We start from the raw sequence: 19181 nt of genomic DNA, 5'->3' as shown, positions 1-19181 counted from the left end.
AACGGACCCGTGGAAATCTTCGTCGGGCCAGGCCGGAGGGAGATCGTCACCGAGCGCGTCGGGACGCGTAAGCAACAACGCCGAAGACCCTCCACACCCCGCCGACGTGCGGCAACAGGGCTCGGATCGCCCGGTCATGACGATCCGCGGCGATCCGTGACGACGGTGTGGAGAGGGTCGCGGCACGGTGCGAGGACGGGTCGGCGACGCTTCGGGGCCGGGGGCGAACGGTGCCCGTGGTGGGCCCCACACGTTTACCCGGTGCCTCTCCGGGTCGCCTGCCACTAGCCTCTTCACATGACCTCCACTTCGACCGAGCCGACGCCTGCCCGCCCGATGGTTGAGCTGAACGCGGAGATCCGCGCCCTGGTCGCCGACGGCGGTGTGGTGTCGCCCGAGGGCCGGCGGGAGTACGAGCGGCTCCTCGTCGAGTGGGTGGCGGCCGTACGGGGCGGGTCCCCGGAAGCTGTCTGACCGCGGGACGGCGGGCGCAGGCCGGGAGCGGCGAGGGCCCGGGCACCACGGGAACCACCCGCTCCGCGAGGCCGCCCGGGCGTCGGCGATAGTGATCGTCCGTCCGCGTCCTCATCCCGGGAGAACCTCATGACCGCCGCGTCACCCGTCGGCGCCCGCCGCTCGTCCCTGCTGCTCGTCACCGATCTCGCGTACGAGGCCCGCGGCCGCCGCTACTGCGAAGAGGACATCTTCCTCGGCTCCCGGCTGCGCGAGACGTTCGACGTCGCGCTCTGTCATCCCCGGGACGCGGCCGCGCTGCTGGCGGGCTTCGATACCGTGCTGATCCGCAACAGCGGGCCCGTGCTGCACTACCGGGAGGCGTACGACGCGTTCCGCTCGCGGGCCCGGGAACTGCGGACGCCGGTCTACAACCCGCTGTGCGGCCGTGGCGACATGGCGGGCAAGGACTACCTGGTCAAGCTGGACCGGGCCGGCTTCCCGGTCATCCCCACGGTCGACCGGGCGGCGGATCTGGCGCGGCTGCCCGACGCCCCCCGGTACGTCGTCAAGCCGAAGCTGGGGGCGGACTCGGTCGGGCTGCGTTTCGTCACGGCGGCCGAGGCGGCCACCGCACTGGAGCGGGCGGCCGAGGGCTCGCTTCTCGTCCAGCCGCGGATCGACTTCCGCCACGAGGTGTCCTTCTACTTCGTCGACCACGACTTCCAGTACGCGCTGTACGCCCCGGACCCGGAGCGGCGCTGGGTGCTGGAGCCGTACGCGGCGAGCCCGGAGGACCTGGAGTTCGCCCGGCGCTTCATCGCCTGGAACTCCCTCACGCACGGGATCCAGCGGGTCGACGCCTGCCGTGCGGCGGACGGCGCGCTGCTGCTCGTGGAGCTGGAGGACCTCAATCCGTATCTGTCGCTCGACCGGGTCGGCGAGGACGTCCGCGAGGCGTTCGTGGCGCGGTTGACGGCCTCGGTCGCCTCGCTGCCACGCCAGGTGGATTGATCACGAGCGTTGTCAACGCTCGTGATCAATACACCTGGGGCGTGCTTCGGACGTCCCGACGCCTCCGGGCGGACGTCGCTCCTTTCGCGACACGACCCCGCCCCCGTCCGGCCCGTCCCCGCATGCGGGGGCGGGGGGCCGGTGTGAGGGTGCAGAGGTGACCACTGCCAGCGAGCAAGCCCCCGCCGCGCAGAGTGCCGCCGCGCCGCCGCCCGTCCTCGACCGGCGGCGGCGGAACATCGTCTTCGCGACGATCGTGCTGGGCATGCTGCTCGCGGCGCTGGACCAGACGATCGTGGGCACGGCCCTGCCGACGATCGTCTCGGAGCTGGGCGGCGCCGCGCACATGTCGTGGGTGGTCACCGCCTATCTGCTGGCCGAGACGGTGGCCACCGTCCTGGTCGGCAAGTTCGGTGACCTGTTCGGGCGGAAACTGGTCTTCCAGGTCTCGGCGATCATCTTCATCACGGGCTCGTTCCTGTGCGGCCTCGCCTCCGACATGCTCCTGCTGATCATCTGGCGCGGTATGCAGGGCATCGGCGCGGGCGGCCTCATGGTCACGTCGATGGCCCTGATCGCGGATGTCATCCCGCTGCGCGAACGGGGTAAGTACCAGGGCGCGATCGGGGCGGTCTTCGGCATCTCGACCGTGATCGGGCCGCTGCTCGGCGGGCTCTTCACCGATCATCTGACCTGGCGGTGGGCGTTCTACGTCAATGTGCCGATCGCCATCGTGGTGGTGATCGCCGCGGCCCGGAACATTCCGTCGGTGAAGGCGGCCGGCCGGCCGGTCATCGACTACGCCGGGATCGCGCTGGTCACCGTCGGGGCGAGCGCGCTGATCCTGGCGACGAGCTGGGGCGGGAACGAGTACGCCTGGGGCTCACCCATGATCATCGGGCTGTTCGTCGGCGGGCTGATCGCCCTGGCGCTGTTCTGCCTGGTGGAGACGCGGGCGAAGGAACCGATGCTGCCGATGCGGCTGTTCCGGAACCCCGTGTTCACGGTCTGCTCGATCCTCAGCTTCATCGTGGGCTTCGCGATGCTCGGCTCGATGATCTTCCTGCCGACCTATCTCCAGTACGTTGACGGGGACTCGGCGACCCTCTCGGGGGTGCGGACGCTGCCGCTGGTCGCCGGTCTGCTGGCCGCCTCGATCTTCAGCGGCAACGTGGTGAGCAAGACCGGCCGCTACCGGGTGTTCCCCATCGTGGGAACCCTGGTCATGGCGGCCGGCCTGTTCCTGCTGTCCCGGATGGGGCCGGGGACCGGCCTCTGGCTGGAGTCGCTCTACATGGTGGTGCTGGGGCTCGGCATCGGTCTGGCCATGCAGGTGCTGACGATCGCCGTGCAGAACACCGTCGACTACGCGGACCTGGGCACCGCCACGTCGGGCGTGACGTTCTTCCGCACCCTGGGCAGCGCCTTCGGCACGGCGGTGTTCGGCACCATCTACGCCAACGCGCTGAAGCCCAACCTCACCGACGGCGTCGCGCGGGCGGTGGCGGCGGGCGGCGACCCGGCGGCCCTGGCCCGTGCCTCGCAGAACCCGCAGGACCTGCACGCACTGCCCGCCGCCCAGTCGGAGCCGCTGGCGCTGGCGTACGCGGACACCCTGCACACCGTGTTCCTGTGGACGGTGCCCGTCGCGTTGATCGGCTTCGTCGTCGCGCTGTTCCTGAAGGAGGTGAAGCTGCGGGACTCGGCGCGGCTCGGGTCGACGGACATGGGCGAGGGCTTCGCCCAGCCGGGCAGCGGGGACTCGGCGAAGGTCCTGGAGTACTCCGTGGCCACGATCCTGCACGGCGCGGGCCCGGACACCGCCCGGCGGATCACCGCCGAGTCCGACACCCGCCTCGACATGGCGGGGGCCTGGGCGGTGATGCAGGTCGACCTCTTCACCAGGATGGTCGGTCACGCGGGCCTCGGGCTGATCGCGGCCCGGCACCGCATCCCGCCGGAGGTGCTGGTGCCCGTCTTCGACCGGATGATCGAGGAGGGCTATCTGACGGGCGACGGCCGGATCTTCTCGCACACGGCGGCGGGCCGCCGTGAAGCCTCGGTGATCTCCGACGCCTGGGGCCGCTGGCTCAACGAACGCCTGGCCGAGGACGGCGCCCGCCCCGACGACCGTGAGCTCCGGGCCACCGTGGATGTGATCGCCAAACGGCTGCTGGCGGAGGACCTGGCCCAGGAGCTGTCCCCCGCGGCCGGTCCCGGTGGATCGAGGCGGGTGGGGGCCCCGGTCTGAGGCGGCGACCCGGACCCCGGCTCAGTCGACGAAGACCGCCGTCGTGTAGACCCAGGCGCCCTCGTGCCGGACGAAGCGGCTCTTCTCGTGGAGGGAGTCGGGACGCCCGTCGTCGGTGTAGTGGGCGCGGAAGGTGACCGTTCCGGTGGAGTGGAACGCGCTGCCCTCGGTGGTGTCCAGGATGTCCAGCCCCGCCCAGCGCATCGCGGGGTCGAAGTCGACGCCGGGCGGCCGGGTCCCGGGGTGCCAGGTGCGCAGCAGGTACGCCGCGTCCCGGACGACGAAGGCCGCGTAACGGGAACGCATCAGGGCCTCGCAGGTCGGCGCGGCGGCACTGCCGGAATGGAACCGGCCGCAGCACTGCCCGTAGGCGGCGGGCAGGCCGCAGGGGCACGGGGAGGCGGAGGTGATCCGCGCGGCGGCCGGCCCCCGGGGCCGGGAGGTGCGTCGTGACATGGCTCCATTGTGACGCGTGGGGCGGGCTCGACGAGCCTCGCCCGCCCGCCCGGTCCGGGGGAGGCGGGCCGGAGGTCAGGGTTTGCGGGCCACGCCGGCATAGCCGGGGATCGGCTCGTCGCCCGGGACGTCGATGACCTCACCCAGCTCCGGGTGCCAGTCGGCGGAGAGCGAGACACCCGGCTCGACCAGTTCGAGGCCGTCGAAGAACGCCGTGAGTTCCGCGTGGCTTCGGGGCCGCAGCGTCATCCCGCGCGCCTTGTACATGGCCCGCGCCTGCGCGGCGCCCTCGGGGTTGAAGTCGCCCGTGGTGTGCGAGAGCACCAGATAGCTGCCGGAGGGCAGCCGCTCGACCAGCTGGTCGACCAGCTCGCCCGCACCGTCCTCGTCGTCGATGAAATGCAGCAGGGCCAGCAGCGACAGGGCGATCGGCTCGTCGAAGTCCAGGACCTTGCCGGCCTCCGCCAGAATGGTCTCCGGCTTGCGGGCGTCGGCCTGGATGTACTCGGTGGCTCCTTCGGGCGTGGAGCGCAGCAGCGCCGCCGCGTGGGCGAGCACGATCGGGTCGTTGTCGCAGTAGACGACGCGCGCGTCGGGGACGGCCCGCTGGGCGATCTGGTGGAGGTTCGGCTCGGTGGGAATGCCGGTGCCGATGTCCAGGAACTGGCGCACGCCGCTCTCGGCGAGCCAGCGGGTGGCCCGGTGCATGAACGCCCGGTTGACCCGCGCCATGTCACGGCCCCGCGCGTCCAGGGCGAGCAGCTGTCGCGCCATCTGTTCGTCGACCGGGTAGTTGTCCTTGCCGCCGAGGAACCAGTCGTACATCCGCGCCGGGTGCGGCTTGCTGGTGTCGATCTCGATGGAGTGGTGGTCTTGCCCGGTCATGGCGCGCTCCGTGGTCAGGGGTCCGTACGTCGACGATGGGGAACAAGCGAAGGAAGGGGGTGTGCTCAAGCGCTGTGCCGGGCCGGGCTCTTCGCCGGCCCCCGTGCCGGACCCCGCGCCGGGCCCTTCGTCGCCCGGACAGGAGGGGGAGGATGGTCTCAGGTGAGAAGGAAATCGGCCTGGCCGGCCTTGGCGCCCTGGATGAACGCGGCGATCTCGCCGTTGGAGTAGATGAGAGCGGGACCGTCCGGGTCGGCGGACTGGCGTACGGCGACCCGCCCGTCGGCGAGTTTCATGGCCTCGACGCAGTTGCCGCCGTTCCCTCCGCTCCACGGCTTGTACCAGCCTTCGGAGCCGAGGTCACCGGCAGGCATGCCGTTGTATATGTGGTTCATCACAGCTCCTTGCGGAAGTCCCGGAGGATTTCCTTCGTGCGTTGTGCAGTCGCGGCCTGAGCCGCCATGCGGTCCATGACTTCGAGGTAGGAGGCCACCTCGGGGCGGGCGTCGAAGTAGACGGCTCCGGTCAGGTACTCGCTGTAGACCATGTCGGGGAGTTCGGGAACGGCGAACCGGAAGAGGACGAACGGCCCGTAGGTTCCCGGGTGGTGGCCGGTGGCGAACTCCGCGATCTGGAGCGTGACGTGGGGGAGGTCGGTGAACTCGAGCAGCTTGTCGATCTGCCCGCGCATCACCTGCGCACTGCCGACGGGCCGCCGCAGCACGGTCTCGTCCATGATCGCCCACAGTCGGGGGGCGTCGTCCTTGGCCAGCAGGGACTGGCGCTCCATCCGCAGCGCCACATGGCGCTCGATGTCCTCGGGCCGGGTCTGGCCGACCGCCCCGGTCCGCATCACGGAACGTGCGTAGTCCTCGGTCTGGAGGAGTCCGGGCACGAAGTGCGGCTCGTACATGCGCAGCAGGCTCGCCGCGCCCTCCAGGCTGACGTACATGCTGAACCAGTCGGGCAGGACATCGTGGAAACGCTGCCACCAGCCCGGCTTGTTCGCCTCCTCGGCCAGGTCGACGAAGGCGTCGGCCTCCTGGTCGGCGATGCCGTACGCCTTCAGCAGCAGCTGAACGTAGGGGATCTTCAGCCCGACCTCGGCCGTCTCCATTCTGCGTATCGTCGCCGGTGCGACCCTGAGCACCTTCGCCGCCTGGTCACGGGTCAGGCCGACACGCTCGCGCAGATCCTGCAGGCGTTTGCCGAGAACGACCTGGCCCACGGTCGGGGCGGACCGCGGTTCGCTCACTTCAGACCTCCCCATGCGCTGTTTTGCGAGCAGTGTGCCATGCGCGCGCTCCCAACGACACAGTCACTCTGGAAATTTCAGAGTGCCTCTTGCCAAGTGTCATCGTCAGGGGGAGAGTTGACTCCCGAACCAGTTCGCTCAGTCATGCCCGCCCCCGATCACCCGGGGAACGACGTGTGACGCAGCCCCCACTGTGAGGAATCGGTCGTGGCACCTGGCAGTGCGCTCATCCCCCGGCTCATGGATCTCAGCCCCGGGACGGATACGCTCCGTCACTGCTTCGCGCTGCCGGCGCACCCCGAGTCGGTGGCCCGCGCGCGCGAGCTGACGCGCACCCGGCTGGACGCCTGGAAGCTGGGGCGCGACGCCTGTGACGCGGCCGTCCTCATCGTCTCCGAGCTGGTGACCAACGCCGTCGTGCACACCGCGAGCACCCAGGTGGTGTGCGAGCTGAGCCGGTTGGGCAGACGACTGCGGATAGCCGTGCAGGACCAAGGGCACCAGCCCGGCGGCCCGCGGCTGCGCCGCTCGTCCGACGACGAGCACGGCCGTGGTCTGCTCCTCGTCGACGCGATGAGCAGCGCCTGGGGTTCGTACGACGCCGGGTACGCCTCCGGGCGCATCGTCTGGGCGGAGCTGCCGCACGACGCCGAGCAGCTGTCCGGCCCGGAGCAGCCATGCTGAAGAACGCGCTGGCCAGGCTGCGCGCGGCACACCGGGCCCGGACGCCCGAGCAGGCCCGTGGCGGCAGGGTGCGGCTGGTCCTGCCGGCCTCGATGTCGGCCACGCTGGGATGCGACGCGGTCGGGGTGCCCGCCCGGCACGGCTTCCATCTCATGTCCCATCTGCCCCGCACCGGATGTGTCTTCGCCGACGCGGACCGGTGGTGGTGGATCGTCCCGGCCGACTCCGACCTGGATCTGGCCTGGCCCGAGCAGGTGACGTACGCGCGGGACGCGGACGTGCCCGCCGGGCGGCCCCGGCTGATCCACTCACCGGACGGCCTCACGCCGTACACCCCGCCCATTCCGCTCTTCCTGATGGTCTGCCAGGTGACCGGGGTGGCGCCGACCTGGGCCACCGCCGGTGCGCCGAGCGTCGTGTCAGCGCCTTAGGGCGACACTCTCCCTTGGCCATGCGCCCGCGGTTGACCTCCTTCGGCATGCGCCCGCGGTCGGCGTCGGGGGCCGTCGCCGTGACGCTGACGCCGGCTTCGGCGGCGCGTGCCGGCTGGTGGGCGAGCCGGTCCGGCCGCACCGTGCTGTCGGGGTCCGTGGAAGACCAGGTCGAAGCGGCCGGGCCGACTTTTCGTCCTGACCGGTGTCGGACGGAGGTACTCGGGTACGCGGCGTTGCGTCACCATCCGATTCCGATTGCCACAGGGAGTGAGCATGTCGAAGATCGAGGAGTCCGTAGAGGTCGCCGTTCCGGTGCGCACGGCCTATGACCAGTGGACGCAGTTCGAGGAGTTCCCGCAGTTCATGGACGCGGTGGAACGCATCGAACAACGCACGCCCACCCTGACCCACTGGGAGACCAAGGTCGACGGGGTGACCCGGAAGTTCGACGCGGAGATCACCGAGCAGATCCCCGACGAACGGGTCGCCTGGTCCACGGTGGCGGGCGAGGTCCGCCAGGCCGGAGTCGTCACCTTCCACCGCCTGGACGACACGCACACCAAGGTCATGCTGCAGCTCGACCACGACCCGCAGGGCATCGCCGACACGGTGGGCGACAAACTCGGATTCGTCCGCCGCCAGGCCAAGGGCGACCTGAAGAACTTCAAGGAGTTCATCGAGGCCCGCGGCACCGCGACCGGCGCCTGGCGGGGCACGGCCTGACAGCGGCCTCGCCTTCCGGAGGCGGCGCCCTCGCGGCGCCGCCCCGGAGTGACGGGGTGGCGGGACCGGCCCGGCGTGGATCGGGTCAGGGCCCGGCGAGGTAGGCGAGCCCCGGGTGGACTTCGGTGTACCTGTCGAGCAGCCGCCGGGCCACTGCCACGGAGTCGATCAGCGGGTGCAGCGCGAACGCCCGGGCGGCAGCCGCGCGGCACCGGCCCTCCACCGCCTCCAGCACCGCCCGCTCCACGGCCTTCACCGCGCTGACGAGGCCGACCGCGTGGTCCGGGAGGGGCGAGACGGCCACCGGGTGGGCCCCGTTGGCATCGACGAGACAGGGCACCTCGACGACGGCGTCCGCGTCCAGCGCCGAAAGGGCGGTGCGGTTGCGGACGTTGAGGATCAGACAGGTGCGCTCGTTGCGGGCGACGGCCCGCATCAGGGCGAGCGCGACCTGTTCGTAGCCGCCGGACTCCAGGTCGCTCTCCTCCCGCTCCCCCGCCCCGGCTACATCGCGGTTCTCCGCCATGTACGTCGCCTCACGTTCGGCGCGGGTGCGGTCCCAGGTGGCCAGGGCGGGGGTTCCGGGCTCCCGCATCCGGGCGTAGAAGCCCTCCTGCTGATCCCGGAGGAAGGCGCCCCGGGTCTGTTCGGCCTCCTGGTAGGCGGCGACGGCTTCCCGGTTGAAGTAGTAGTAGTGCAGGTATTCGTTGGGGATCGCGCCCAGCGACCGGAGCAGTTCCGCGCCGAAGAGGCGGCCTTCCTCGAAGGACTCCAGCAGCTTCGGGTCGGCGAGCAGCCGGGGCAGTTCGTCCCGCCCGTCCACGTACAGCCCCCGTACCCACCCGAGGTGGTTGAGCCCGGCGTAGTCGATCCAGGCCCGGTCCGGGTCGGCGCCCAGGACGCGGGCGACGCGCCGCCCCAGTCCGACCGGCGAGTCGCAGATCCCGATGACCCGGTCGCCCAGGTGCCGGGACATCGCCTCGGTGACGAGGCCCGCGGGGTTGGTGAAGTTGATGACCCAGGCCTGCGGGGCGAGCCGGGCGATGCGGCGGGCGAGGTCGAGGGCGACGGGAACGGTGCGCAGTCCGTACGCGATGCCGCCGGCGCCGACGGTCTCCTGGCCGAGGACGCCTTCGTCGAGGGCCACCCGCTCGTCGGCGGCGCGTCCGGCCAGCCCGCCGACCCGGATGGCGGAGAAGACGAAGTCGGCTCCGCGCAACGCCTCGTCGAGTTCCGTGGTGGCGACGACGGCGGGGGCGTCCGCGATGCCCCTCCCCTGTTCCGCGAGGACGCGGGCGACGGCGGTGAGCCGGTCGGCGTCGGTGTCGTACAGCGTGACCCGGGAGACGCGGCCCTCGGCGTGATCGCCGAGGAGGGCCCCGTACACGAGAGGCACCCGGAATCCGCCACCGCCAAGAATTGTCAGCTTCACGCTGCTCGATGGTACGGGCAGGTCCGGGCTTCCCGGCGTCGGCGGCGCGGGACGGGCCTCCCCGGCGCCGCCCGCGCCCGCCCCGGAACACGGTGCGGCGGCCCCGGGCCGTGGGCGGGATCCGGGGCCGCCGCGGCCGGATGGCCGACGGTGTGTCAGTAGCCGCTCCACCAGCGGGCGACCGCCTGCCAGAGCCGGGCGGGAGCGGTCGGCCGGCGCTGCTGCGGGACCGTCGCCACCGGAGCGGGTTCGGGGGCAGGGGCCGGTTCGGCGGCGGGGGGAGCGGCCGGGGCGGGGGTGGGGGGTGCGGTCGGGGCGGGAGCGGGTGTGGCGCCCGGGGCGTGCGCGGGCTGCGCCACAGCCTCGTGCCGGGGCTCGGGGACGGGCGTGGCCGGGGAGGAGATCTCCCAGGCGTCGGCGGGGCGGGCGGCGCGGGCCATCACCGAGAGCGGATCCGCGTCCAGTTTCTGCTGGGGGCTGGGGGCGAACTTCACCGGCAGCTCGACGAGGTGGCGGGACATGATGTTGCCGACCCAGCGCAGCTCGCTCTCCGCGACGCCGAGCTCCAGGTCCGGCAGGCGCATCAGGAGCGCGTCGACCCCGACGTCGGCGATGGCCCGGCCGATGTCCTGTCCCGGGCACTCGTGGGGGCCGCCGCTGAAGGCGAGGTGGGCGCGGTTCCCGCTCATGTCGGCGGTCAGATCCGGGCGGACCGTGGGGTCGGTGTTGGCCGGGGCGATGCCGACGAGCAGGGCGTCGCCCGCCTTGATCTGCTGGCCGCCCAGCTCCGTGTCGCCGACCGCCCAGCGGCCGAAGACGGCGGTGAACGGCGGCTCGTCCCAGAGGGTCTGCTCGACCGCCTCGGGGACGGTCATGTGCCCGCCGCTGAGCCGGGCACGGAAGCGCGGGTCGATCAGGACCATGCGCAGCACGTTGGCGATCAGGTTGGCGGTGGACTCGTAGGCGGCGATCATGACGAGGCGCAGATGCTCGATGACCTCGGTGTCGGTCATCTTCGCGGGGTGCTCGACGAGCCAGGAGGCCAGGTCCGGCGCGGTTTCGGCGCGGCGGCGCTCGACCAGGCGCGTCAGCACGGACACGACGTGGGCGTTGCTGGCCACGGCGGTCTCGGTGCCGCGTGTCATGTCCCGGGCCGCCTGGACGAGACGCTCGTCGTACTCCTCCGGCATGCCGAAGATCGCGCACACCACCATCATCGGCAGGTGCTCCGCGAACTGGCCGACCAGGTCGGCGGAGCCCTTCTCGCAGAAGTCGTTGACGAGGCGGTTACTGAAGCGGTTGATGTGGCGGCGCACCCCGCGGGTGTCGATGCGCTCCATGCTGTCGGTGACCGCGCCGCGCTGCCGCTCGTGCTTGGCACCGTCGGCGAACACGCAGACGGGCTGCCAGGTGAAGATCGGGGCGAGCGGGTGGTCCGGGGCGACGCTGCCGTCATGGAGGGCCCGCCAGCGCCGCGAGTCCCGGGAGAACTGGGAGGGCGTACGGGTGACGTGCAGGTTCTCGCTGTGGCCGAGCACGAGCCAGGCGGGCACGTCGCCGTGGAGCAGGATCGGGGCGACCGTGCCGTGTTCGGCGCGGAGTTTGTCGTAGAGACCGGCCGGGTCGTTCTCCGCCTCGGGGCCGTAGAGCCGGCGCAGTCCGCCGGGGCCGATGTCGAGGTTGTGGGCCGGGCACTGGGGCGGGGGCACGGCGCCGGGTTCGTGGTGGAAGGGGGTTGTCACAGGGTCTCCAGGGATCAGGATTCCAGGGCTGGTGCACAGGCGGGCGGGACGGCCCGCGGGGCTTGGACCGGGCCGGGGGCAGGCGCCGCGGGATGGCGCGCGCCCCCGGTCGTGGATCCGGTCGTGGACCCGGTGGACCGGGGTGTCGCGAAGGACGGTTCGGCGTCAGGCGAGGGGGACGGCCAGGCTGTGCAGATAGCGCATCAGGGTCATCAGCACATCGCGGCTGGAGACCCGCAGCCGGGCGTCGCAGTCGATCATCGGGACCTCGTCCGGCAGGTCGAGGGCTGTGCGCAGGGCCTCGACCGGGTGGTGCGGCGCGTCGGGGAAGGTGTTCACGGCCACCACGAAGGGCACTCCGCGCTCCTCCAGCCGGCCGATGACGTCGAAGCTGACCTCCAGCCGTCTCGTGTCGATGAGGACGACCGCGCCGAGGGCGCCCTCGAAGAGGCCGTTCCAGAGGAACCAGAAGCGTTCCTGGCCGGGGGTGCCGAACAGATAGAGAATCAGTTCCTCACTGAGACTGATCCGTCCGAAGTCCATGGCGACCGTGGTGGCGGTCTTCGTCTCCACCCCGGCGTTGTCGTCCACGCCGACGCCGGCCTGGGTCATGGTCTCTTCGGTCGTCAACGGCCGGATCTCGCTCACCGAGCCGACCATGGTCGTCTTGCCGACGCCGAACCCGCCGACGATCACGACCTTCACCGCGGCGGTGGCCGTGGTGGGAAGGACGTCCTCGCTACGGGGTCCGGTGATCGTGTCAGAGCTTCTGAAGTCCATGCATCACCGCTTCGAGAAGGGACCTGTCGGGGAGCGTGGCGCGGACGATCGGCGCCCGCGACTGGATGAGATCGGTCGCGAGGAGATCGCTCAGGAGCGAGGTGACCACGCTGAACGGCAGGCTGAGGTAGGCCGAGATCTCGGCGACGGACAACGGCGCCTGGCAGAGCCGCAGGATGGCTGCCTGCTCGGGCTGGAAGGTCGGCGAGGGCTCCGCCTTCGCGACGACCATCGTGACCAGGTCGAGCGCGGACCGTTCGCTGTCGTCGAGATCACCGGTGATCACGTACAGCCGTTCCGGGTCGTGCAGGTCCGGATCGGCCTTGCGGCGTTCTCGTCGAGGTCCACTCATCCGGACTGCCCGCCGTGGCGGGGCGGGCTGGTCAGGTGGGCTCCGATCCGCACGACCATGTCCCGCATCCGGGCTCCGACGAGTCCGGCGTCGACGGTCTCGCCGGCCAGGACCGCGAGATAGGCGCCGGTCCCGGCCGCCATCAGGTAGAAGAACCCGCCCGTCACCTCGATGACCACGAGCTTCATGAGGCCGTCGCTGTACGGGATCTCGGTGGCCACCGCGGCGGCCAGGCTCTGCAGTCCGGCGCAGGCCGCCGCGAGCCGGTCGGCGACGTCGGGGTCGCCGCCGTGCATCGCGATGCGCAGGCCGTCCGACGAGAGCACCACGATCTGGTGAATGCTCGGAACGTCGTCGGCCAGTTCCTTGAGCATCCAGTCCATGTTTCCCCGCTGCTGGATCACTTCAGGTCTCCCTTGTCCCACGCGTCATCGGAGTCTTCGCCGTGCTTTCGTTCCTGCGGTACGCCGTTGACGGCCTTGGTGAAGGCCTCCAGCCAGAGGCCGGGGGGCTTCTCCTCGCCGCGTCCGTCGTCCGCGCCCCCGTCCGCGCCGGGCCGGAACCCGTTGGCGGGTGCGGGGGTCGGTGGGGGCTGCTGCGGGAGGTTGTGCGAGCCGAGCGGGGCGCGGCCCCGGCTGCGGCGCTGCGGCAGCCCGTTCTCGGTCCACTCGGTGACCACGGGAAGGTCGTCCTCCATGGCTGCCGCGGGAGGGGCCGGGTGCGACGTGGCCGCGGGGGCTCCGGTGGAGACCGGTGCGGCCACGGACGGCACGGGGCCGGTGGCGGCGGGCTTGGGCTTGCGCTTGCCGGGCGGCGGCACCACGTGCTGGAGCTGCGACATGTCCAGGGAGCTGGTGGGCCGCGAGGTGGCGCCGATGCCGTGGGCGATGCCCGGGGCGGGCCCGGTGGTGATCATGTCGCGCGGCACGATGAGGACGGCGCGGACGCCGCCGTAGGCCGACTGACGCAGCGACACCTGGAGCTGGTACATCCGGGAGAGCCGGCCGACGACGGCCATGCCGAGGCGCGGGGACTCCCCGAGGTCGTTCATGTTGATGCCGGCCTGCGCCTGGGCGAGCATGTTCTCGGCGCGGGCGCGGGCCTCCTCGCTGAGGCTGACGCCGCCGTCCTCGATCTCGATGGCGATGCCGGTCTGCACCTCGACCGCGGTGACGTGCACCCGGGTCTGGGGCGGCGAGTAGCGGGTCGCGTTGTCGAGGAGTTCGGCGCAGGCGTGGATGAGCGGTTCGACCGAGGTGCCGACGATGGCGACCTTGGCGATCGAGTGGAGGTCGACGCGCTGGTACTCCAGGATGCGGGACATCGCACCGCGCAACACGCTGAACAGCGGTACGGGCTTGGGCCACTGGCGGCTCGGGCGGGCACCGCCGAGCACGGCGATGGAGTCGGCGAGGCGGCCGATCAGCGCGGTGCCGTGGTCGATGCGCAGCAGGTCGTCGAAGACCTCGGGGTTGCGCCCGTAGTGGTTCTCCATCTCCCGCAGTTCACTGGCCTGGCGGTTCACGATCGCCTGGACGCGGCGGGCGACGCTGACGAAGGCGCGCTGAGCGGAGTCACGCCGCGCCTCCTCGTTGTCGATGACTTCGAGGACCTGGTAGATCTGCTCGCGCAGCGCCTTGGGCAGATGGCGGTTGGCCGCGTCCGCGTCGACGACGTCGCGCATCACCTCTTCGGGTGAATTGCCCACGCGCAGCCGTCGGATGGCGGCGGGCATGACGTCCTTGGTGAGCCGTACCGTCTCGGCGTCGTGCGAGAGGATGCGGTGTTCCAGGTAGGCGACGCGCTGTTCGTACTCCGCGCGCTGGACGCGCATGGCGCGCCGACGGCGGTGCAGCGCCACGGTGAGTACGGCGACCACGAGCGTGGCGATCGCGCCGCACACGGCGACTGGTATCCGCGCGGCCGGTACGACCAGGGCCGAGCCGGCGGCGGTGGCGCCGAGGACCAGGGCCACGGGCAGCAGGACTACGCGGACGACGGGAATTTCTCTGTCGGTCGGCGGTGATTCAACACGGACCATCTAAAACCCTCTGGCGGTTGATTCCGGGATGTATGCGCACGTGAGCGGAGACTTGTGAACAAGCGCTCGAATTCATCTCAACTCGACTTCACTGCGCGTGAGCTTAGCCAGATCAGATCAGTGCTTCGGCATATTCACCCAACCCTCTGCGGAAGCTCGCCGAGAGGAATACACTCACCAGTTTTTGCACGCTGCGCGATGGAGCATGCGCAGTGAGTGAACGTGGCGAGAAAGCGCCGCTACCGCACTCCCCAGCAGCGGACGCCCGGAACAACCGATCTCAGTAAGTGACTCTTTCCGGGGCAAATCGCCCTCGCGTCAACGACTTTCACCCTGCAGAACAGGACAACGGCACAGATGATCGAACCGGATCGAAAGGTGCAGATTCCTGACCGACGCGCGAGTGACGCGCGGAAGCGCCACACTGACGCGCCCGTGGAAACGCACCGCCGGACCGCTGGATCAGCGCCTGGCTCCGCCGAGCCGCCCCTCAAGCTGCACGAGCAACTCACCCAGTCCGGCGGCGAGTTCGTCGCGCTCACCGTCGCCCATCCCGGCGAGCACCGCGCGTTCGTAGGCGAGCTGTTCGGGCAGCAGCCGGTCGACGAGGGCCCGGCCCTCCTCGGTGAGCCGGACATGGGCGACCCTCCGGTCGCGGGCGTCGCCACGGCGCTCGACCAGGGCGCGGTCCTGGAGCGCGCGCAACCGCTTGGTGACGGCGGCTCCGGAGGAGAAGGTCTCGCGGGCCAGCTCACCGGGGGTCAGCTCCCGGCCCGTCCTGCGTACGGCGCCGAGGAGGTCGAACTCGGCGCGGGTCAGCCCGGCGGAACGCAAGGGGGCGTCCTCCGCCTGCTGGAGCAGGGCGGCGCAGCGGTTGATCCGGCCGATGATCTCCATCGGCCCGGTGTCGAGCCCCGGGTTGACGGCCTGCCACTGCCGGACCACCGAGGCAACGATGTCGTCGGTCACTCCGCTCCGATCGAAGGGGCGTGGACCGCGGGAGGTGCAGCGCCCCCGGACCCCCGCCGTTGTGCTGTCGCGGCGAGCGTACGGTGTCCGGCCCGCTCGGCCGCGAGAAGGCGCTGCTCGGGCAGGGCCCGCTGCCACCATTCGCCCGCCGCGGCGTCACCGGCCTCGCGCAGTTCGACGAGGCTCGCGGTGAGCTTCCGGCGCGCCCGGTCCCGTGTCGCGGGCGCGGCCCCGGGGTCGGCGCCGGTCCGTCTCGCGTCGGCGCGGGCCCGGCCGGTGGCGTCGAGCGCCCGCTCGACGCGCCCCGCCGCCCGCCGGTTGGTGACGAGCGTCGCGGCCAGGAAGCCGGCGACCGCGCCGAGGACGGTGTCCAGCACCCGGTCGCCGATCAGCTCCCCGGCCGGATGGGCGCCGCCGAACTCCAGGACCAGCAGGGCCATCGGGGTCACCGCGACGGAGCCGAGCCAGTAGTTGCGGGTGATCAGGGCCTCGGCGGCGAAGCTGAAGAAGAGGCAGCAGCAGACGAGGGCGAGCGGGCTGATCCTGGAGACCGGCAGGACGGCGGCGAAGACGAGCACGCCCAGGAGGTTGCCGAGGGTGCGCTGGAGCGCCCGGTTCCACGACAGGGTCAGGTTGGCCTGACAGAGAGAGGCGGCGGTGACGATCGCCCAGTAGGGGCGGCCGACGCCGAGTACGGCGCAGAGGTGACCGGCGAGCGCACAGCCCGCCAGGGTGCGGAGGGCGACCGGCAGCAGCGGCGATCCGGGGCCGAGCCGGCGCAGCAGGGCTCGGCGGGCCGCGCGGCGCCCCTCGGGGGCCCGCAGGGCGGCGCGTTCGGCGTCGATGCCGTACAGCTCGTCGGGGGTGCCGGGGGCCGGCGGCGGCGTGGGCACGGGGCCCCGGGCCCGGGTCAGGGCGGCCCAGTCGCGCAGCCGGTCCGGATCAGCCGCCCCGCCCCCGGGGCCCGGGGCCACGAAGGCCGCTTCGGCGTGCACCACCAGGCGTTCCAGCGACCGGCGTACGGGGGTGGGGCGGCCGGAGGCCAGCAGGCACTGCCAGGCGGCGTGCACGGCGGCGGCCGCCGCGTTGCGGGTCCGGGGGCCGGGGTCGGCGGCGCACGCGGCCGCTGCCGCCAGTGCGCGGGCGACGGCCCGGCGTTCGGGTCCCTCGCGGCGGACCAGTGCGGGCGCGACGGCGACCAGCCAGGCGAACGCGCCCGCGCCGAGGGTCAGGGCGAGGTGGCCGGGAATCTGCTCCGGGCGCTGCGGGGCGAAGAGCGCGGCGGAGCTGACGAAGGTGAAGATCACATGACCGGGCGGTCCGATCCGGGTGGCGTCGCACAGCACCTTCTGGGCGGCGGCGAGCAGCGCCCCGACCGCGACGAGCACGGCGGTCGATCCGGTGAGCGACGCGGTGACCAGCGCGACGGCGAGCGAGGCCGCCATGCCGAGCACCACGCCCGCGACGGCCCCGGCCCGTCGGGCGTACGGCAGTCCGTGCCCGTAGAGCGCGCAGAGCGAACCGGCCATGGTGTACATCACGAGGTCCAACCGGCCGATGGCCAGGAGCGTCAGCTGCGGTACGGCGGAGGCGACGACCACGCTGAGGGCGGGCTTGAACCAGGTGTCCGAGGGTCGCGAGAGCCGGAAGGCCGAGGCCCACGGGAGACCGCGGGCGGGAGGCTTCCCCCGGGAGATAGGTGTATCGGTCACGCATATACGTTAACAGGTATTACACCTGTAAATCATGTGGACTCTGTTCGAGCGGCGACGACTCGGGCACACTGTCCCGCGGACAGCGCGACCCATATTCTTTGAACTTTCATGCACCCACTACGATGGCGGGCGATGACCAGGGTGAGCACGCGGACCGACCGGCAGCGGGGCCGCTCCCGCACGCCCCTCGCCCTGGGCTGGGCACTCTCCCTGCTGGCCATGGTCTTCTGCTGCTCGGTCACCACCTCGTCCGCCGTCGCCCCGGTCGCGGCGGGCCCTGCCGGGACGGGCGCCGTCCGGGCCTTCACCCCGACGCCCGACGCCGCCTTCGAGCCGGTCGTCATGGCCTCCCCGGCGGACCGCGGGCTCGGGACGTCGTGCCACGGCGGCTCGGCGCACACGGCGGCCGTCGTGCTTCCGGCCGCGTCCGCCCCCGTCACCGTTCCCTCGCCCGTGGCCTTCGTCGCCGCCACGCCGCTCACCGGCGCGGCGGCCATCCGGGGTCCCGCACACGACGGTGTGCGTTCCGTCGATCAACTACGCCTTCAGGTCCAGCGGATCTAGAGGCCGGATCCCGCTCTCCCGCCGCGCCCCGGCGCCGGTTCACCGGGAGCGGTCCTTCGCCTGCCCGCATCCCTTCCCCCTTCATGCATCGCCTGTATGCATCGGTTGAACGACGAGGACTCCCATGGCTTCCGCCAAGAACCAGAACAACCCGGCCTCCGCGCGCCGCGCCAAGCTCGAAGAAGCCCGCCGCAAGGAACGCGCCCGCGAGCGGCGGGTCCGCATCATCACCATCAGCGCCTCGGTGGCCGTGGTCGCCGCCCTGGTCGCCGGCGGCGGCTACCTGATGGCGCAGGCGAACGAGAAGGACAAGAAGGAGGAGCAGGCCAAGACCTCGCCGGTCACCGGCGAGCGCAGCTGGGACGAGCTGGGGCGGGAGCACGTGACGACCAAGGTCGACTACCCGATGAACCCGCCCGTCGGCGGCGACCACAACCAGGTCTGGATGAACTGCAACGCCGACGTCTACACCGACGAGATACCGAAGGAGAACGCCGTGCACTCGCTGGAGCACGGCGCGGTCTGGGTCACGTACAACGACAAGGCCTCGGACGCCGACATCGAGGCGCTCACCAAGAAGGTCAAGTCGACCCCCTACTCCCTGATGAGCCCGGTCAAGGACCAGAAGGACCCGCTGATGCTCAGCGCGTGGGGCAAGCAGGTGACGGTCAAGAGCGCCACGGACGACCGGGTCGCACAGTTCTTCACCAAGTACGTGCAGGGTCCGCAGACCCCCGAGCCGGGGGCCGCCTGCACCGGCGGGCTGGACAAGTGACCGCCCTGGCGCCTTCCGGCTCCACCCGCCGGATGGTCCTCGCGGGGGCCGCCGTGCTGCTCGTGGCGCTGGGGCTGGTGGCACTGATGGTCGTACGCCCCTCCGCGGCCTCCCCGTCCGGGGCGTCCCCGGCGGCGCGGTCCGCCCCGGCGGATGACTCCGTGGACGCGGGCTTCGCCCGCGACATGGCGATCCACCACCAGCAGGCGGTCGAGATGTCGTTCATCGTGCGGGACCGCACCGACGACGAGGACGTGCGGCGTCTCGCGTACGACATCATCAACACCCAGGCCAACCAGCGCGGCATGATGCTGGGCTGGCTGGAGCTGTGGGGGCTGCCGAAGAGCGCGGCCGGGCCGCCCATGGAGTGGATGGGCCACACCGTCACACCGACCGACGACGGTTCGCTGATGCCGGGCATGGCCACCGACGCGGAGCTGGCGGCCCTCACGGCCGCGAAGGGCGAGAAGGCCGAGGTGCTGTTCCTGCGCCTGATGACCGTGCACCACCGCGCCGGCGCGGACATGGCGCAGGCGGCCGCCGGTGCGGCGAAGACGGACGCCATCCGGGATCTGGCGGCGGGCATGGTCAGCGGCCAGCAGTCGGAGATCGGCCTGATGACCACCATGCTGAAGGACCGGGGCGCCAAGCCCTGA

At 71.7% G+C, this 19181-nt stretch carries 21 protein-coding genes; 9 read left to right on the top strand and 12 right to left on the bottom strand.

Annotated features, from left to right (window positions below; genetic code table 11):
• The first annotated feature begins 297 nt into the window (after window positions 1-297).
• The 3 genes from PSQ21_RS31735 (at window position 298) to PSQ21_RS31725 (ending at window position 3718) form a co-directional block, all read left to right on the top strand.
• The gene (locus PSQ21_RS31735) at window positions 298-474 is read left to right on the top strand and encodes a hypothetical protein (protein ID WP_274034753.1); all 177 of its coding nucleotides are present in this window, start codon (window positions 298-300) and stop codon (window positions 472-474) included.
• 129 nt (window positions 475-603) lie between these two features.
• Window positions 604-1467, top strand: a complete 864-nt coding sequence (locus tag PSQ21_RS31730; protein ID WP_274034751.1) for a hypothetical protein — start codon at window positions 604-606, stop codon at window positions 1465-1467.
• A gap of 157 nt (window positions 1468-1624) precedes the next feature.
• On the top strand, window positions 1625-3718 hold the full coding sequence (locus PSQ21_RS31725) for an MDR family MFS transporter (RefSeq protein ID WP_274034750.1): 2094 nt from the start codon (window positions 1625-1627) through the stop codon (window positions 3716-3718).
• 21 nt (window positions 3719-3739) lie between these two features.
• On the opposite strand, the gene PSQ21_RS31720 is transcribed toward PSQ21_RS31725, so the two are convergent.
• The 4 genes from PSQ21_RS31720 to PSQ21_RS31705 form a co-directional block, all read right to left on the bottom strand.
• Complete coding sequence (locus tag PSQ21_RS31720) at window positions 3740-4174, bottom strand: YchJ family protein (RefSeq protein WP_274034748.1); 435 nt, start codon at window positions 4172-4174, stop codon at window positions 3740-3742.
• 75 nt (window positions 4175-4249) lie between these two features.
• Window positions 4250-5059 (bottom strand): SAM-dependent methyltransferase, encoded by an 810-nt coding sequence (locus tag PSQ21_RS31715; RefSeq protein WP_274034747.1) that lies wholly within the window; start codon window positions 5057-5059, stop codon window positions 4250-4252.
• 158 nt (window positions 5060-5217) lie between these two features.
• Window positions 5218-5454 (bottom strand): DUF397 domain-containing protein, encoded by a 237-nt coding sequence (locus PSQ21_RS31710; protein WP_018955330.1) that lies wholly within the window; start codon window positions 5452-5454, stop codon window positions 5218-5220.
• Window positions 5454-6314, bottom strand: a complete 861-nt coding sequence (locus PSQ21_RS31705) for a helix-turn-helix domain-containing protein (RefSeq protein ID WP_274034744.1) — start codon at window positions 6312-6314, stop codon at window positions 5454-5456. Before PSQ21_RS31705 ends, PSQ21_RS31710 begins: the two co-directional genes overlap by 1 nt.
• 207 nt (window positions 6315-6521) lie before the next feature.
• On the opposite strand from PSQ21_RS31705, the gene PSQ21_RS31700 reads away from it, so the two are divergent.
• The 3 genes from PSQ21_RS31700 (at window position 6522) to PSQ21_RS31690 (ending at window position 8155) form a co-directional block, all read left to right on the top strand.
• Entirely contained in the window at window positions 6522-6998 is a 477-nt protein-coding gene (locus PSQ21_RS31700; protein ID WP_274034742.1) for an ATP-binding protein, read from the top strand.
• Window positions 6992-7429: a hypothetical protein gene (locus tag PSQ21_RS31695; protein ID WP_274034741.1), complete on the top strand. Its 438-nt coding sequence runs from the start codon at window positions 6992-6994 to the stop codon at window positions 7427-7429. The genes PSQ21_RS31700 and PSQ21_RS31695 overlap by 7 nt, the downstream gene beginning before the upstream one ends.
• 276 nt (window positions 7430-7705) lie before the next feature.
• Window positions 7706-8155: an SRPBCC family protein gene (locus PSQ21_RS31690; RefSeq protein ID WP_274034740.1), complete on the top strand. Its 450-nt coding sequence runs from the start codon at window positions 7706-7708 to the stop codon at window positions 8153-8155.
• Between the two features lie 85 nt (window positions 8156-8240).
• Here PSQ21_RS31690 and PSQ21_RS31685 read toward each other — a convergent pair whose 3' ends face one another.
• The 8 genes from PSQ21_RS31685 to PSQ21_RS31650 form a co-directional block, all read right to left on the bottom strand.
• Window positions 8241-9587, bottom strand: coding sequence for a 6-phospho-beta-glucosidase (locus PSQ21_RS31685; protein WP_274034739.1), 1347 nt, complete (start codon window positions 9585-9587; stop codon window positions 8241-8243).
• A gap of 155 nt (window positions 9588-9742) precedes the next feature.
• Window positions 9743-11329, bottom strand: coding sequence for a cytochrome P450 (locus PSQ21_RS31680; RefSeq protein WP_274034738.1), 1587 nt, complete (start codon window positions 11327-11329; stop codon window positions 9743-9745).
• A gap of 165 nt (window positions 11330-11494) precedes the next feature.
• Window positions 11495-12109 (bottom strand): GTP-binding protein, encoded by a 615-nt coding sequence (locus tag PSQ21_RS31675; protein WP_274034737.1) that lies wholly within the window; start codon window positions 12107-12109, stop codon window positions 11495-11497.
• On the bottom strand, window positions 12090-12461 hold the full coding sequence (locus PSQ21_RS31670; RefSeq protein ID WP_026290056.1) for a DUF742 domain-containing protein: 372 nt from the start codon (window positions 12459-12461) through the stop codon (window positions 12090-12092). The genes PSQ21_RS31675 and PSQ21_RS31670 overlap by 20 nt, the downstream gene beginning before the upstream one ends.
• A complete protein-coding gene (locus tag PSQ21_RS31665; protein WP_006128841.1) occupies window positions 12458-12865 on the bottom strand; it encodes a roadblock/LC7 domain-containing protein in 408 nt (135 codons plus the stop codon). Before PSQ21_RS31665 ends, PSQ21_RS31670 begins: the two co-directional genes overlap by 4 nt.
• Complete coding sequence (locus PSQ21_RS31660; RefSeq protein WP_274034734.1) at window positions 12862-14502, bottom strand: sensor histidine kinase; 1641 nt, start codon at window positions 14500-14502, stop codon at window positions 12862-12864. Before PSQ21_RS31660 ends, PSQ21_RS31665 begins: the two co-directional genes overlap by 4 nt.
• Window positions 14503-14964: 462 nt before the next feature.
• Window positions 14965-15471, bottom strand: a complete 507-nt coding sequence (locus PSQ21_RS31655; protein WP_274034733.1) for a MarR family winged helix-turn-helix transcriptional regulator — start codon at window positions 15469-15471, stop codon at window positions 14965-14967.
• A complete protein-coding gene (locus PSQ21_RS31650) occupies window positions 15468-17183 on the bottom strand; it encodes an FUSC family protein (RefSeq protein WP_274034732.1) in 1716 nt (571 codons plus the stop codon). The genes PSQ21_RS31655 and PSQ21_RS31650 overlap by 4 nt, the downstream gene beginning before the upstream one ends.
• A 135-nt stretch (window positions 17184-17318) precedes the next feature.
• Between PSQ21_RS31650 and PSQ21_RS31645 the strand changes: the two genes are divergently transcribed.
• From PSQ21_RS31645 to PSQ21_RS31635, 3 genes are all read left to right on the top strand, one after another.
• Window positions 17319-17750 (top strand): hypothetical protein, encoded by a 432-nt coding sequence (locus PSQ21_RS31645; RefSeq protein WP_274034731.1) that lies wholly within the window; start codon window positions 17319-17321, stop codon window positions 17748-17750.
• Between the two features lie 124 nt (window positions 17751-17874).
• Window positions 17875-18525, top strand: coding sequence for a DUF3105 domain-containing protein (locus tag PSQ21_RS31640; protein WP_274034730.1), 651 nt, complete (start codon window positions 17875-17877; stop codon window positions 18523-18525).
• Window positions 18522-19181, top strand: coding sequence for a DUF305 domain-containing protein (locus tag PSQ21_RS31635; RefSeq protein WP_274034729.1), 660 nt, complete (start codon window positions 18522-18524; stop codon window positions 19179-19181). The genes PSQ21_RS31640 and PSQ21_RS31635 overlap by 4 nt, the downstream gene beginning before the upstream one ends.

It is taken from the genome of Streptomyces sp. MMBL 11-1, from assembly GCF_028622875.1.
Classification (GTDB): Bacteria; Actinomycetota; Actinomycetes; order Streptomycetales; family Streptomycetaceae; genus Streptomyces.
The sequence above is the reverse complement of the archived record's forward strand: the minus strand, read 5'-3'. Positions and strand labels throughout refer to the sequence as shown.